At 60.6% G+C, this 14,807-nt stretch carries 10 protein-coding genes; 6 read left to right on the plus strand and 4 right to left on the minus strand.

Annotated elements, in window-relative coordinates; all coding sequences use genetic code 11:
* The first annotated feature begins 123 nt into the window (after positions 1 to 123).
* The 3 genes from AWB69_RS15185 (at position 124) to AWB69_RS15195 (ending at position 5,190) form a co-directional block, all read left to right on the plus strand.
* Positions 124 to 1,497, plus strand: coding sequence for a DUF1329 domain-containing protein (locus AWB69_RS15185; RefSeq protein ID WP_062086037.1), 1,374 nt, complete (start codon positions 124 to 126; stop codon positions 1,495 to 1,497).
* A 97-nt stretch (positions 1,498 to 1,594) separates the two neighbouring features.
* Complete coding sequence (locus AWB69_RS15190) at positions 1,595 to 2,719, plus strand: WD40/YVTN/BNR-like repeat-containing protein (protein WP_062086039.1); 1,125 nt, start codon at positions 1,595 to 1,597, stop codon at positions 2,717 to 2,719.
* On the plus strand, positions 2,716 to 5,190 hold the full coding sequence (locus AWB69_RS15195; protein ID WP_062086042.1) for an efflux RND transporter permease subunit: 2,475 nt from the start codon (positions 2,716 to 2,718) through the stop codon (positions 5,188 to 5,190). The genes AWB69_RS15190 and AWB69_RS15195 overlap by 4 nt, the downstream gene beginning before the upstream one ends.
* 73 nt (positions 5,191 to 5,263) lie before the next feature.
* Here the strand turns inward: AWB69_RS15195 and AWB69_RS15200 are convergent, their stop codons facing one another.
* Entirely contained in the window at positions 5,264 to 6,472 is a 1,209-nt protein-coding gene (locus AWB69_RS15200) for an acetyl-CoA C-acetyltransferase (RefSeq protein WP_062086044.1), read from the minus strand.
* A gap of 112 nt (positions 6,473 to 6,584) precedes the next feature.
* Here AWB69_RS15200 and AWB69_RS15205 point away from each other — a divergent pair, with 112 nt between their 5' ends.
* Positions 6,585 to 7,856: an acetyl-CoA hydrolase/transferase family protein gene (locus AWB69_RS15205; RefSeq protein WP_062086142.1), complete on the plus strand. Its 1,272-nt coding sequence runs from the start codon at positions 6,585 to 6,587 to the stop codon at positions 7,854 to 7,856.
* A gap of 21 nt (positions 7,857 to 7,877) precedes the next feature.
* Positions 7,878 to 8,777 (plus strand): acyl-CoA thioesterase, encoded by a 900-nt coding sequence (locus tag AWB69_RS15210; RefSeq protein ID WP_062086049.1) that lies wholly within the window; start codon positions 7,878 to 7,880, stop codon positions 8,775 to 8,777.
* Positions 8,778 to 8,853: 76 nt separating this feature from the next.
* On the opposite strand, the gene AWB69_RS15215 is transcribed toward AWB69_RS15210, so the two are convergent.
* From AWB69_RS15215 to AWB69_RS15225, 3 genes are read right to left on the minus strand one after another with little or no spacing between them, the layout of a single operon-like run.
* Positions 8,854 to 10,974 (minus strand): hydantoinase B/oxoprolinase family protein, encoded by a 2,121-nt coding sequence (locus tag AWB69_RS15215; RefSeq protein ID WP_062086051.1) that lies wholly within the window; start codon positions 10,972 to 10,974, stop codon positions 8,854 to 8,856.
* Positions 10,971 to 13,079, minus strand: a complete 2,109-nt coding sequence (locus AWB69_RS15220; protein WP_062086052.1) for a hydantoinase/oxoprolinase family protein — start codon at positions 13,077 to 13,079, stop codon at positions 10,971 to 10,973. Before AWB69_RS15220 ends, AWB69_RS15215 begins: the two co-directional genes overlap by 4 nt.
* On the minus strand, positions 13,063 to 13,920 hold the full coding sequence (locus AWB69_RS15225) for an NAD(P)-dependent oxidoreductase (RefSeq protein WP_062086053.1): 858 nt from the start codon (positions 13,918 to 13,920) through the stop codon (positions 13,063 to 13,065). The genes AWB69_RS15220 and AWB69_RS15225 overlap by 17 nt, the downstream gene beginning before the upstream one ends.
* A gap of 282 nt (positions 13,921 to 14,202) precedes the next feature.
* Here AWB69_RS15225 and AWB69_RS15230 point away from each other — a divergent pair, with 282 nt between their 5' ends.
* The gene (locus AWB69_RS15230; protein WP_062086054.1) at positions 14,203 to 14,778 is read left to right on the plus strand and encodes a hydrolase; all 576 of its coding nucleotides are present in this window, start codon (positions 14,203 to 14,205) and stop codon (positions 14,776 to 14,778) included.
* The last annotated feature ends 29 nt before the right edge of the window (positions 14,779 to 14,807 follow it).

The raw sequence follows: 14,807 nt of genomic DNA on the forward strand, positions 1-14,807 counted from the left end.
CGTAGCACCAAGCGGCGCATATGCCATTCAGGGCGGCACCAATGACAGTGAAACACAACACGAAGACGAAAAGGGAACGATGGCTCAGCCGTCAACACCCGTTCAAATCTATGGAGACAAGTGATGAAACGGAAGGTATGGCTTCTGGCGGCGCTTTTCACCGCTTTGCAGGGAAGCGGCAATGCGTTCGCAGCGTCGGACGCAGACTCCGCAAAGAGCCTCGGTACAACCTTGACGGAGTTCGGCGCAGAAAAAGCGGGCAGCGCCGATGGATCCATTCCTGCGTACACCGGCGGACTAACTGAGGCGGCTCCGGGCTATAAGGCCGGCAGTACTGTCTATCCAGATCCATTCGCGAACGAAAAGCCGATTTTGACAATCGATTCGAAGAATGTGGCTGAGCACGAAGCGAATCTGAGCGCAGGGCAGATCGCCATGTTCAAGAAATATCCGGATTACCGGATGGAGATTTATCCGACTCATCGCACCGCACCTTATCCGGCATGGGTGCTCAAGAATACTCTGGCCAATGCTACCAAGGCACACTTGGTCGGCACAATCGAAGGAGATGGTGTCACCGGCGCTTACGGCGGTGTTCCTTTCCCCGCTCCGAAAAGCGGCTACGAAGTGATGTGGAATTTTTACCTGCACTGGATGTCTGCCGGGCGGGTCGTGCGCAACGAGTCTTATCTGGTCGAGCCAGACGGCGGCCGGACACTACTGGGTACGTTTACGGGGACCTATGGCAATAGGTACTACGATCCGGACGCGACCAGCGTACCTGACCTCTACTATCTCAAGCAACTGGAGATCGGGAATGCTCCATCGTCCCAGGTGGGCTACAACCTCATCCTCTCGTATTCGCTGAACTACAGTCAGGCAGACATATTGAACTGGCTGTACACACCCGGCCAACGCCGGGTCAGGACGGCCCCCGAGTTCACCTACGACACGCCCGCCGCGAATTTCGACGGTGCTTTAACCTACGATGAGGTCGGCATGTTCTCAGGCCGCATGGATCGGTTCGACTTCAAACTAATCGGCAAGAAGGAGATCTATGTGCCCTACAACGTCTACAAACCGTTCATGCCGACGACGCCGGAAGAAAGTTTCCTGACAGGGAAGTATCCGAACTCGAGTATGGTGCGTTTTGAGAAGCACCGTGTTTGGGTCGTGGAGGCGACGCTCAAGTCGGGACAACGCCATATCATGTCCCGTCGGACTTTCTATGTCGATGAAGACTCCTGGATCGTGAACGAGGTTGACGAATACGACCACGCCGGGCAGTTGTACCGGATTGGCGTCGATTATCCCTCGGTCATTTATGATCCGATTGCGCCTTATCTGACGGATGCGCGATACAGTTTTGTGGACCTCACGAAGGGCTCCTATTTCTTTGGAGGGGAATTCGGCACGGGATATGAAAAAAGCGGTCCGAAGCTGCCCGATATGTCCAGATTGACGCCCGCTGGCCTTTTGAGCGCAGGCATGCGCTAACCCGTGGAACACGCGAGTCGCTTGGTAATTCGCGCAGACGACGCATGCGTCGTCTGCGCCGCGGGTACAGGCGGTTTGCGGCAGGCTGGAGTCTTCAATGAAAAGCAAGTGGTCGTCTTTCGCCGTCCTTACCTTGGCGGCGATACTTCTTTCCGAACCGGATCATGCACGAGCAGAAGGCAACCCGTTTCAGGATCCACTAGACACGCCGGCGATCCAGGAGTTTGGTGCCCGGGGGATTACTCAACAGTCGTTCATGGCTATTACGCAGGCTGGTAAGCGACTCATCGCCGTCGGGCTGCGCGGGCTCGTTGTCTTTTCTGATGACAGCGGGCGGTCATGGCAGCAGGCGCGAGTTCCAGTGCAAACGGATCTGGTCGCGGTCCAGTTCGTGACCTCCAGGCAAGGTTGGGCGTCGGGTCATGATGCCGTCATTCTGCACACGGAAGACAGCGGGGCAACGTGGACGAAGCAGTTTGACAATCGCCTGGCCGCGGTCGTATTGCCGGCGTATTACCAGAGGAAGATTGCTGCGGGCGACACGTCCATGGAGCCCTTTCTCAAGCAAGTAGAACTGAACACTCAGGGCGACACATCGCTGCCGTTTCTCGGCATCCATTTCACTGACCTCGAGCATGGTATCGCGGTCGGCTCCTTTGGCATGATCGTCGCCACGAGCGACGGCGGCAGGCACTGGCTGCCGTGGCTGGATCGGATCAACGATAAGGAGTTCCTGAATCTGAACGTGATCCGAAAGATCGGTAACGATCTCGTCATTGCGGGCGAACAAGGCGGGGTGTACCGGTATGACGACAAGACCGGTTCATTTGTTGCAGTGCCAGCGCCCTACAAGGGCAGCTTTTTCGATATCGTTGGCACGGACAGTTTCATGCTCGCGGTTGGGTTGCGCGGCACTATCTATCGTAGCGAAGATAGCGGCAAGACGTGGCAACATATCGATACGCCCGTCAAAGACACCGTGACCGCCGCTACGCTCCTTGGCGGTAGTGATGGGGTTGTTCTGGTAACTGCCGGTGGCGCTCTCGCGATAAGCAACGATCGGGGCGTCACGTTCCGAGCGGACGAAGCCTCGCATCCAATGCTTTTTACGGCCGTGAGTGTGCTCGGGGCCGACCGACTTGTCCTGACCGGCCTGCGAGGTATAGGCGTGGAGCAACTCACTATGCGCCATGCATCGGTGTCTCACGAGGTTTCGCAATGAATCAATCCAATCGGTCTGATGTGTCAGACGGTCAACCGGTCGTTAAGCGGCTCGAAGACTTCAACCCGCGTTCGGGCAATCTGCTTGAACGTCTGATTTTCAACCATCGCGTGATGATTGGCGTGATCTGCCTGTTGTTGACGGCGTTGCTGGGTTCGCAGGCGATACGGCTAAAGGTCAACGCAAGCTTTGACAAGACACTGGCTCAGTCACAGCCGTTTATCCGTAACTATCTGGACAACAGGGCTACAGCGCGTGGCCTCGGCAACACGGTGCGCATCGTAGTCGAGAACAAGAAGGGCGACATCTACGACCCGGAATACCTGAAGACACTGCGAGAGATTAACGATGCCGTGTTCTTGATGCCTGGTGTGGATCGTCTCTTTATGAAATCGCTCTGGACACCTTCCGTGCGGTGGACGCAGATCACTGAGGACGGATATCGCGGCGGTGCGGTTATGCCGCAGGACTATAACTCCACCCCCGCGTCGTTGAATCAGCTCAAGCGCAATGTCATGATCGCAGGCATCGTTGGTAGCGTGGTCTCCAACGATCAGCATTCAAGCATGATAGTCGTGCCGCTGATTGAAACGAACGCGGTGACTGGCAAGCCGCTGGACTACGAGGCGTTTTCCGACGGACTGAAGAGACAGGTCTTCGCACGTGAGTCGGACCGGATCGGCGTCCACGTAATCGGATTTGCGCAGTTGGCCGGTGACCTGATCGATGGCATCGGCAAGATGAGTAGATACTTCTTGATTGCGGCAGCGGTAGCCGCGGGAGCAATCTTCTTTTATACGCGCTGTGTTCGCAGCACGGTTCTCGTGCTGAGCTGTTCATTAATCGCAGTGATCTGGCAGCTCGGGATCGTGCATCTGCTTGGATTCGTGCTGGATCCCTATTCGGTGCTGGTTCCCTTCCTGGTCTTTGCGATCGGCGTTTCGCACGGGGCGCAAAAAATGAACGGCATCATGCAGGATGTCGGTCGCGGCATGCATCGGTATGTTGCTGCACGGCAGACGTTCCGTCGGCTGTTTCTCGCTGGACTGACGGCACTATTAGCGGATGCAGTCGGCTTTGGCATCCTGACCATCATAGATATTCCGGTGATCAGGGATTTGGCGATGACGGCCAGCATTGGCGTGGGTCTGCTGATATTCACCAACCTTGTTCTTCTTCCGGTCGTCTTGTCGTACACGGGAGTAAGTCGTGCCGCGGCGCAGCGCAGTCTACGTTCGGAGGAGGGCGACTCTGAAAAGCGCACCGTGGCGAGTCGCTTATGGAGCCTGCTCGACCGCTTCACAGAGCGCCGTTGGGCTACGGGCGCTCTGCTCGTGACGGCGGGACTGACCGCTGGTGGCTTTGTGATCGGCTTGCACCTTCAGACTGGCGACCTCGATCCAGGCGCGCCGGAGTTACGTACGGATTCCCGATACAACCGGGACAATGCTTTCATCGCCACGAAATTTGGACTGTCAAGCGATGTGTTCGCGGTCATCGTGAAGACCAAGCCCGACAGCATGAGCAGTTTTCCCACGCTCACGGAAGAGGACAGGCTCGAGCAGCAACTGCGCGCCCTACCGGTGGTGCAGGGCACTGTCTCGGCTGCTGACATGGCGCGTTACGGCACCTCTGGTATCAATGAAGGTAGCCCGAAATGGTTCACGTTAAGTCGGCAAGCTTCGCTATCATCCCAGGCGACCTTCGACCTGAAGACGAACGATCCCGAATTGATGAACACGGACGGGACTGCGGGAACCGTGATCGCCTATTTGACGGATCACAAGGCAAGCACTTTGGACCAGGTGGTAAAGATCACCGAGTCATTCGCCAGGACGCACACTAACGGCGATCGCCAATTCTTGCTTGCAGCCGGTAATGCCGGTATCGAGGCGGCAACCAATATCGCGGTGCTGCAGGCCAATGAGCGCATGTTGATGTTTGTCTATGCGGCCGTTGTGTTGCTGTGCCTGATCACGTTTCGTAGTTGGCGCGCGACCATTGTCGCGGTGATACCACTCGTCGTAACCTCCGTGCTGTGTCAGGCGCTGATGGTAATTCTGGGAATTGGCGTAAAGGTGGCAACCCTGCCGGTGGTAGCGCTCGGAGTAGGCATCGGAGTAGATTACGCGCTGTATTTGTTGAGCGTTCAGCTCACCCAGCAACGAGCGGGGCTGGATCTGGCAGAGGCATACCGCAAGGCTGTCGGCTTCACCGGCAAGGTGGTAGCACTCGTCGGCGTAACGCTGGCTGCGGGCGTGGTTACATGGGTCTGGTCGCCCATTAAATTTCAGGCAGATATGGGAATCCTGCTGACATTCATGTTTATCTGGAACATGATCGGTGCCCTGGTACTGATTCCTTCCCTGTCGCATTTCCTGCTGCGCAATGTCAGTACCAAGCGCCAGTGTAAGACCGCAGGCAGGCGAGATGCCCGAGCGTTGTCAAGAGAGCATTCGACCGGTGCGTAGGAGCTGCCTGCCTACGGCGTAACGTGTTCGCGTAGCCGGGATGATCCGGCTACGCGGTTCCACTCCGGCCGACTCAGGGGCGCTCAAAGAGTGCTGCGAGTCCCTGTCCACCGCCAATGCACATTGTTTCCAGGCCGTAGCGGCCCTTGCGGCGCTCCAGTTCATGCAGCAAGGTGGTCAGCATCCGCACGCCAGTCGCGCCGATCGGATGGCCGAGGGCGATGGCTCCGCCGTTCGGGTTCAGGCGTTCCGGGTCATTCCACTGCCAAGCTTTCAACACGGATAGTACCTGGGCGGCAAACGCTTCGTTAAGTTCGACGAGATCGATCTGGTCAAACGAGAGACCGGTCAGAGCGAACAATTTTTTAACCGCCGGCACCGGACCGATGCCCATTGTCGCGGGGTGGCATCCGGCCGCCGCCCAGCCGGAGAGGAACGCCATTGGTTCCAGGTTCAACGAAGCCAGTCGATCCTCCGCGACGATAAGACAAGCGGCTGAGGCGTCGTTCTGCTGGCTGGCATTGCCGGCAGTAACGCTGCCGCCCTTTAGAACGGGCCGAAGGCGCCCGAGTGCCTCTCTGCTTGTATCGAATCTGATACCTTCGTCTTTGACAAAGATAAGGGGCTCGCCCTTCTTCTGTGGAACGGGCACGGACACGACCTCCTCGTCGAAACGCCCTTCGGCCCAGGCTGCGGCTGCGCGTTGATGGCTTGAAACTGCGAATGCGTCAGCTTCTTCTCGGGTGATTCCGTATTCAGTGGCGAGGTTCTCCGCCGTTTCGGGCATCCCGGATATTGTCCCGAAACGTTCATGCGGCTGGGAACGCTCCCGTCCCCGTTGCAATCGGTCATGGAACGTGACCGAACCGGAGCGAGAACCCCAGCGCATGTCCGTTGAGTAGTATGCAATGTTGCTCATACTTTCAACGCCTACGACCAGCACGACGTCAGCTGCGTGCGTCTGTACCATCATTGAAGCATCTATGACCGCTTGTAGCCCCGACCCGCAGCGGCGGTCGACCGTGTACCCAGGGACTTCAATCGGCAATCCTGCAGCAAGCGCTGCATACCGTCCGAGGCACGGAGCCTCGCTGGACGCGTAAGACTGGGCGACGATAACTTCGTCGATCGACGCGCTCTCAATGCCGCTGCGCTCGAGCACAGCCTTGATAATGTGCGTGGCGAGCTGGTCCGCGCTTAGAGGGCGCAAGCTACCGCCGAAACTGCCTACGCCGGTTCGAAGGGGTGCGACCACTGCCGCTCGTCTAAGTGTTGACTTCATGTTTTCAGTCTCCGATGGGTCTTTTGGCGAGTTAGGTATAAAATGACACACCGTCAATTATATGGCGCTACTGGCAGGAAGTGGCGGTTCAATCGATGAGGATGGCAAACACGTGAAGGTTTTAGACGTTGGTGAACTGGACTTCGGCGCGCTCATACGTCCGGACGAGACTGTGATGTGGGGCCAGGCGGCGGCCGAGCCTGTTGCATTGACGCAGGCGTTGATGGCACAGCGTCATCGAATTGGTCGCCTCAATGTATTCATTGGAGCGACGTGGTCGCATTGCGCTGACCCGTCGTTTGCCGACTGCGTGAACTTTCGCTCATATTGCGGAGCGGGTGCCAACCGTACGCTTGCCAAGGCCGGATTGCTTGATGTCCTGCCGTGCCACTATTCGCACCTTGGCAAGTTGATTTCGTCCGGGCAACTGCGGATTGATGTGTTGTTGCTCCAGGTAGCGCCTCCAGGCCCCGACGGGCGATACAGTCTTTCGCTGGCTCATGATTATCTCGTGCCGGCTATCGATTCCGCGAGGGTTGTGATCGCCGAAATCAATGATCGGGCACCTTGGACTTACGGCGAGCGTAGCCTGTCGGCTGACGATATCGACTTCGCGATCATGACATCGCGGCCTCCGCTCGAGTCAGCGCGCGTAGAGCCAACGGATGCCGAGCGCGTGGTGGGGCGTCGGGTGGCTGAGCTGATCGAAGACGGATCGACACTTCAATTTGGGATCGGCGCAATACCGGAGGCTGTCGCCGGCGAACTTGCCGGTCATCGGGAACTGGGTATCCATACAGGGGCGCTCGTCGATGGGGGCGCCCGGCTTATCGAAGCGGGTGTCATCACCAATGCTCGCAAAACGATTGACGCCGGGACAACCGTCGCGGGCGTCGCCATGGGCGGCAGTACGCTACATCAATGGATTCATCGCAATGTAGCGGTGAAGTTCAGGTCCGTGAGCTACACGCACGCGGCCAATGTGCTGGCCAGCATCGATCGCTTTACGGCGATCAATTCGGCTCTGGAAGTCGACTTGACCGGTCAGATCAATTCCGAGGTGGCCCGCGGCGTATATGTTGGTGCTGTGGGTGGCGCGTTGGACTTTCTTCGCGGCGCACACCGGTCGCGAGGCGGACTGCCCATCGTGGCAATGCTGGCGACAGCCGGTGCAGGGCCTCACAAAACGAGCCGGGTCGTGGCTTCGCTCTCTGGGCCGGCGACCGTTGCGCGAGCGGACGCTGGTCTTATCGTTACGGAATATGGCGTGGCGGATTTGCGCGGCCTGTCGCTGAAGGAGCGTGGCAAGCGCCTGATCGCAATCGCCGCGCCGGAATTTCGCGATGAACTGGAGCGGCATGTGTATGGATCAACATTGCGATAGGCATCCGTGGAGTGGTTTCCGATGAACAATCGAGCAGCCCCATCGAATCAAAATCTGTTGGACCCGGATCTGCACCAGTTGCTAACACTGCTTCCGTTGGGGGACGCACGTTTCGCCAGTACTGCTGCGCAAACAAACCGGAATCAATTTATCTTTGGCGGTCAACTCTTGGCGCAAGCGCTCTACGCGGCGGCTCAGACTGTGGCGGACAAGCGACCGCATGCCCTGCACGCGTCGTTTGAATTCCCGGCTTCCGGCGTGGACTCCCTTGTCTACCGCGTGTGCAAAGGCCGGGACGGCAGCAGTCTGTCGTCTCGCCGGGTCACCGCGCGCCAAAGCGGTCGGACGGTGCTGTGGGCGAACGTCTCGTTCAATGCGACGGAAGCGGGATTCGAACATCAGTTGTCCTGGCGCTCGCAGCCGCCTGATCCGGACTCGGCGCCGGTGCTCGCGACGGTGGCTGCGCGCTATGGCGCCCACGTCTCGGAACATGGAAAGGGCCGTTTGACGACCTACCCGCAACTCGAAATACGGCCGATTGATGTGGAACACCATCTGTTGCTGCGCCCGGGCGCGCCTATGTCGCGGTTCTGGATACGGGCGCGCGGACGTATGCCGGGCAGCACGTCAGGGTGGGCAGCGGTCCTTGCATACCTGTCCGACTATCTGCTTATCAACGCCGCGCTGATTCCGCATGTCGATCAAATCCCCAATGAGCACCTGTTCGTTGCGAGCCTGAACCATGCCATGTGGTTTCACGATACGGTCGACCCTTCGCAATGGCTGCTCTACGAGACGGAAAGCGCATGGGCGGCTCAAGGGCGTGTGTTGATATACGGGCACTTCTTTTCGGCGGCGGGAAAGATGGTTGCGTCGGTCACACAGGAAGCGATGGTTCGGATACGGAAGGAGATCGGGTAGGCCCGATGGAAGGGCGCTGGAGGCAACACGCCTTGCGCCCGACCCGTATCGTCAGGCACTTTTCAACTTGCCGGGACTACGATTTCACGCGCCGCCAATGTTTCGGCCGTGACTCGATCGTGCAAGGTTCGCCTTCCAGCGTGGCATCGACCAGCAGCACTTTCCCGCTTGCCGGGTCGAGATAGTGGCGCAGGACGACCTGTCCTTCACGTCGTTCCTCGAGCGTCGGGCAACCGTCGCTCCACGTATCTGGCGCTCGCGCCAACGGCGTTCCGCTGGCCACCCCATAGGCCACGCCATCGTGATGTTCGACACCAGGGTAAAGCAAGCGCCCGCGCCCGCGCCTGGCTGACGGGAGTAGATCCCGCGTCACCGGCGGTTTTGTTGCCGGTTGGGCTCTCGTGAGGCGGTCGCGCAGCATCCGAGCGCGGCACTCAAGCGTTGCGTCGAGGTTCGGCGCAACCTGCGTCGCATCCAGCACGACGCCGTAGACGGATGCGGCTTCATCGGCGCTGATGCGTGATTGTTGGAGATCACGGACGACCGCAACCGGGTCGCGCTCGATCGGATCGCCAAAACCGCCGCCAGAGCCGAGGCGAAACTCGAACAACTCGTCATCGCCCACCACAAGCGCGCCGGCGTGTCCCGACACGGCTTCCACTCGACCATCGGCGCGGCGTAACGAGAACTGGGTAGTTGCCCCGGGCATGCCGCCCGCGAAGCCGGGCAGGGGCAGGCGCTCGCGCATGCCGAGCATCACGCCGGTCCATGACGCCGTCTTGTGCGGCTTGTAGGCCATCTGGCAGCCAGCCCCCGCGCGGTATCGGCCGGCTCCTTCAGCGCCGACGCGTGGCCGCTTTGCAGTTACGAGAGCCGGGTAGCGCGATTCGAACGATTCGATATCCACCGATTCAATGATAGCTTTGCGCGCCACCATGAAGCTGAACAGGTCATAGCCGTCACGGTCGTGCCCCGCTGATCCACCCGCCATCGCGCCATCGATCATCAGCCAGCCATCCTGCGCGCCGCCCGCATCACGATACGCCCAGGTATGCAGGCCCATGCACGACGGCGCAACGGGTCCGGAGAGCAGGTGCCGTCCTGGTGCTGCGTCACCCGAGATGGCAATCGCCATCATCAGGCATTGGTGGGCGGCCATGCTGGCGTTCAGCGCGACATCGAAATGCGCCGATGCTGTGGGCGCCGGCGCAGCGGCATTGACCACCGTGCCGGGCGGGCAACGCACCTCGATCGCGTCGAACATTGCCGCCGACAAGGGCAGGTCGTGAGTGAGCACGTCGGTGACGTCGCTGATCACGATCGATTCGATCACATGTGGCTTCGAATTGAAGAAATGCGTGCATTGCGCCGCGGCGCCTTCGAAGTCGAACACCATGCTTTCACCCGCGATGGTGAGCTTGCAAGGCACCTTGTAGCGCTCGTCCTCCCATTCGGTCCAGGTCGTCAATCGATAGACCCCATCTTCCAGCAGTGAGATCCGGCGCCGCAGTTCGCGTGCGACGATGGCGCGCAACGCCTGCACGCCGGCCGTGAAGCGCGCTGCTCCCGATGTTTCGGCCATCGCGGAGATTTTGTCGTGCACGACCTGGCACCCGGCCACCAGGCTTCGGATGTCCATCTCGACGAGCAAGGGCACGCGGATGTTGTTGCGCAGGATTGCCCAGACGTCGCGCTCTTCCACGCCCTGGCGGAACAGCCGCACCGGTGGCAGGCGCAGCGCCTCCTGATAACACTCGGTGGCAGCGGGCGACCACGAGCCGAAGGTCATGCCGCCTACATCGATCATGTGACCGGAATTCGCTACCCAGGCGATCAACTGCCCGTCGTGAAAGATCGGCCGCTGTACGACCACGTCCATGTAGTGCAGGCCGCCTCCGTTATGCGGATCGTTGGCAATGAACACGTCGCCGGGGCCGATGCTGTCGCCATGTTGGGCGAGTGTGAAACGCACCGCGTGGCTGCATGCGCCGAAATGATGCGCGACCGCGCCGCCGCCGACGATCAGCCGCCCTTTGGCGTCGAGCAGCGAGCACGAGCAGTCGCGCGATTCCGCGATCGTCGGCGAACATGCGGTGCGCTCGATGGTCGTCGCGCCTTCTTCGGCCACGGCCTGCAGCCGGGTGCGAAATACTTCAAGTGCGATTGCATCGAACTCGGAGTCTGTTGCTGCCTTCATCTCGGCACCTCGAGGGTAATCGTGCGGTGCGCGTCGACGACGGCGCGCACATCGCGGGGAATCCAGATCGTGGTGTCGACGCTGTCGATCAGCGTCGGCCCTTCGAGCGTCTGGCCAGGCAGCAGGTCGGCGCCGGCAATCACGTCTACCTGCAGTGCGGCCGTTTGCGCACCGAGATACACGCTGCGCGTGCCGACAACCGGCGCCGGCCCCACACTTGGGTCGCTGGCATGGTGGGTGAGCCCCGCCCGTACCGTTCGACCGCGTCCGATAGCGCGCAGCGTCACGAGTTCGACGGGTGTACCTGTGACCAGCGCACCCTGTCCGTAGCGGCGGCCGTATTCGGCTTTGAACGCCTCGACGATGCGTTGTTGCTGCGCGAGGTCGAAGCCTGCTGAACAGTCGATCGTCAATTCTGATTGTTGTCGCATGAAGCGCAGGTCGGCCTCGAAGCTGACCGAGCGGTCGGATTCGGCAATACCGTCGGCGGCAAGGTCGGCCTGAACGGCTCCGGCCAGTTCAGACAGCCTCGCTTCGACCCGCGCAGCGTCGCAAGGCAAGGGCAGGTCCACGCTGCGGCTGCGCTCGCGCCTGATATCGGCGTTGGCGGCGCCAAAGGCTGACAGAACCGAGGTCAGCTCGGGCACTAGTACGCGCTGTATGCCAAGCTCCCGGGCGATCAAGGCATTGAACAGGCCGCCGCATCCGCCCATGCTTACGATTGCATGGCCGGAAGGGTCCAGTCCGCGCTGTGCAAACTGCGCGCGCAGCGCCCGCACCATCTCGACCTTGGCGATCTCGTGAATGCCCCAGGCAACCTGGCGTGGGTCCGAGCCAAGTCGGTGCGCGAGACGTTCACAAGCTGCGGTGGCTGCCTCCAAATCGAGCGTCATGTCGCCGCCCAGAAACCGCGATGGTTCGATATATCCGAGCACGACCAGCGCGTCGGTTACGGTGGGTTCGGTGCCGCCTCGTCCATAGCACGCAGGGCCCGGATAGGCGCCCGCCGAACGCGGCCCGACGCGCAACAGTCCGAGCGAATCGATCCACGCAATGGAGCCCCCGCCGGCGGTGACGGACTCAATGTCCACCATCGGCATCGCGGTCCATATGCCCATGAGTTCCCCGCGGGTTCTTCGCATCGGCTCGCCGTGCCGCACGATCGCCATGTCGAATGACGTACCGCCCATGTCGCAGGCCACCGCATCTTCCACGCCCGCAGCGCGGCAGACTGCGAGCGCTCCGACTACGCCGGCAGCCGGCCCCGACTCGGCGAGCACCGCCGGCGTGCTGCGGCCTTCGGCAACAGTAATGGAGCCGCCGCCCGAATGGACGAGAAGCGGCGCGCGCGGCAAGCCGAGTCGCTCCAGTTCGTCGACCAGTTCGTCGATCCCGTCGAGCGACCCCGAGGTGTAGGCATTGAGCAGCGCGAATGTGGTCCGTTCGTATTCGCGCGCCACGGGATACAGCGCGGCTCCCGAAAGAACCGGCAGGTGCGGCAATGCCTCGCGAATCGCCAGAACCGCCGCAGCCTCGTGCGCGGGGTTGGCGCAAGACCACAGGAACGACACCACCAGCGCTTCGATGCCGAAACGCTCGTGCAGGTGCCGCGCCGCGGCCACGGTCTGCTGTACGTCGAGAGGTTGAAGCACGTCGCCATCGCGGTCGATGCGTTCGTCGACGCCAACGATCCAGTCACGCTCGATCAACGAATCGGGAGGTACAAGCCAGCCGTCGCGCGGCACCCGGCGCACCCGGGCGATCGGCACCAGGTCTTCGAATCCGCGGGTTGTCACGAGCCCGACCTTGTGCCCGGTGCGCGATGCAATGCTATTCGTGACGGCGGTCGTTCCGAGACCGAAGCGTTCGACCCGGGACAGCATGACCTCCATGTCCAGCCCGGCGCGTCGCGCGACCAGCCGGCAGGCGGCGATCACGCCACGGCCGAGCGCCCCGGTGGTGGAGGCCGCCTTCGCACGCCAGACCCGGTTGCCGTCGGACAGAACGACGTCGGTGAACGTGCCGCCGACGTCGACTCCTATGCATAGCTTGCCGGCGGTTATCCCACCGTCGGGCAAGGCCTGCGGATCAGCGCGTAAGACCATGGCTTCCCAGCTCCGGCAGTGCGTGGTCGACCAGGTGGTCGAGGGTGGGCATCGGGGCGCCGAGGTCGCGCGCGAGTTCGCGGGCAAGGTGCAGGTCTTTGCTCGACATCGCGACCATGCCAGCCGAGCCGGTGGTGTAGTTGTCCTCCTGTTCGCGGATGCGCGCCCAGTTGTTGCTGACCCAGCTGGAGCCGACGCCACCGGCATTGATCACCGACAGCCAGCGTTCTTCATCAATGCCGGCCGCGCGGGCAAGCCGCAGCGCCTCCCGTACCAACAGCACATTGGAGATGGCCATAAAGTTGCTGAGGATTTTCGTGGTGGAACCTGCGCCCACGCCGCCGACATGGAACAGGTGCTGCGACATTGCCGCCAGCGCCGGGCGTGCTGTTTCAAGGACGGAGGCGTCACCGCCCACGAAGAACGTCAGCTTGCCGGCGCGGGCAGCGGTATCGCCACCGCCTGTCATTGGCACGTCGAGAAGTTCGATGCCGCGTTCAGAGGCCTGTACCGCCAGTTGCTGAGTCAATCGCGGGGGTACGGTGCTATGTATCGCGACTATGCTGCCGCGTTTCAGGCCGGCGAACACGCCCTGATCATCGTCGTCGGGCAAGCACGCGGCGTGCACCTGCGCCTCATCGAACAGGGCGATACAGACCAGCTTTGAGCGCGTTGCCAACTGGTAATTGCTGTCGGCGACCGACGCCCCCAACGCGACGAGCCGCTCGACGGGCTCCGGCCGGATATCCCTGACCACGAGCGGAAAGCCGGCTTTCGCCAGGTTCGACGCCATGCCTTCGCCCATGTTGCCGAGTCCTATGAAGCCCACGTCCAATGTCATCTCTTGTCTCCATTCGTGTCGCGATGCCCGAAGCTGCCGCCAGGCGAAAAAGAATTCTCTTATAAATGATACTATATCAGCTATTTGAAAAACTATTTCGTTGGCTTTCGCTAGCTAGAAACTACATCTTACTGGGAAATATCGGCTAATCAAATTATAGGAAATCAGACTACACAACTGACGATAAATCATTTATTGTTAACCTGCCGCAGACAATTTAGAGCCGTCTTATGGCAAGTGAAACGTTCCGGAATCGGCAGGACCCACTTCTTTGAGGCACTTATGGAGCAACTCGTCATTCAACACGCCGCGCTTGTCGTGGTTGATTTTCAGGAGGGCATTCTGCGGGTGCCGTTTGCGCCGTATACGGCGAGCGCGGTGCTTGAGAATGGTGTGCGCCTTTCCCGGCGTTTTCGCGAGGTGAGCGCCCCGGTGGTGCTCACGCGTGTCGCGTGGGCGGACAACTTCGCCGATGCGCTGACGCAGCAGGTGGACCAGCCGCTACCCATGCCGCCGGGCGGGTTGCCGCCAGACTGGGCTGATCTGTCGGCCGATCTGGCTGTATCGCCGGGCAACATTGTGATTACCAAGCGCCAGTGGAACGCGTTTCATGGCACTGAGCTTGATCTGCAACTGCGCCGCCGTGGCATCAAGACGCTGGTTCTGGCGGGGGTCGCAAGCAACATGGGCGTAGAGTCGACAGCACGCGCTGCCTATGAACTGGGATACCAGCTCATATTCGCCGAAGATGCGATCAGCAGCGTGAGCGCGGGGATGCACGAATTCGCGGCTCACACTATATTTCCCCTGCTCGGCCTGGTTCGCAGTACCGAACAGATCGTTGCCGCGCTGCGATGAGGCCGGCGTTGGCGAACCGATCCGGATGA

Origin of the sequence: Caballeronia udeis, from assembly GCF_001544555.2 — a bacterium.
Taxonomy (GTDB): domain Bacteria; phylum Pseudomonadota; class Gammaproteobacteria; order Burkholderiales; family Burkholderiaceae; genus Caballeronia; species Caballeronia udeis.

Excerpts from the sequence above, each read along its gene's own strand:
- AWB69_RS15185 (WP_062086037.1), top strand. The coding sequence starts at position 124 with ATGAAACGGAAGGTATGGCTTCTGGCGGCGCTTTTCACCGCTTTGCAG.
- AWB69_RS15190 (WP_062086039.1), top strand. The coding sequence starts at position 1,595 with ATGAAAAGCAAGTGGTCGTCTTTCGCCGTCCTTACCTTGGCGGCGATA.
- AWB69_RS15195 (WP_062086042.1), top strand. The coding sequence starts at position 2,716 with ATGAATCAATCCAATCGGTCTGATGTGTCAGACGGTCAACCGGTCGTT.
- AWB69_RS15200 (WP_062086044.1), bottom strand. The coding sequence starts at position 6,472 with ATGAAGTCAACACTTAGACGAGCGGCAGTGGTCGCACCCCTTCGAACC.
- AWB69_RS15210 (WP_062086049.1), top strand. The coding sequence starts at position 7,878 with ATGAACAATCGAGCAGCCCCATCGAATCAAAATCTGTTGGACCCGGAT.
- AWB69_RS15215 (WP_062086051.1), bottom strand. The coding sequence starts at position 10,974 with ATGAAGGCAGCAACAGACTCCGAGTTCGATGCAATCGCACTTGAAGTA.
- AWB69_RS15220 (WP_062086052.1), bottom strand. The coding sequence starts at position 13,079 with ATGGTCTTACGCGCTGATCCGCAGGCCTTGCCCGACGGTGGGATAACC.
- AWB69_RS15225 (WP_062086053.1), bottom strand. The coding sequence starts at position 13,920 with ATGACATTGGACGTGGGCTTCATAGGACTCGGCAACATGGGCGAAGGC.
- AWB69_RS15230 (WP_062086054.1), top strand. The coding sequence starts at position 14,203 with ATGGAGCAACTCGTCATTCAACACGCCGCGCTTGTCGTGGTTGATTTT.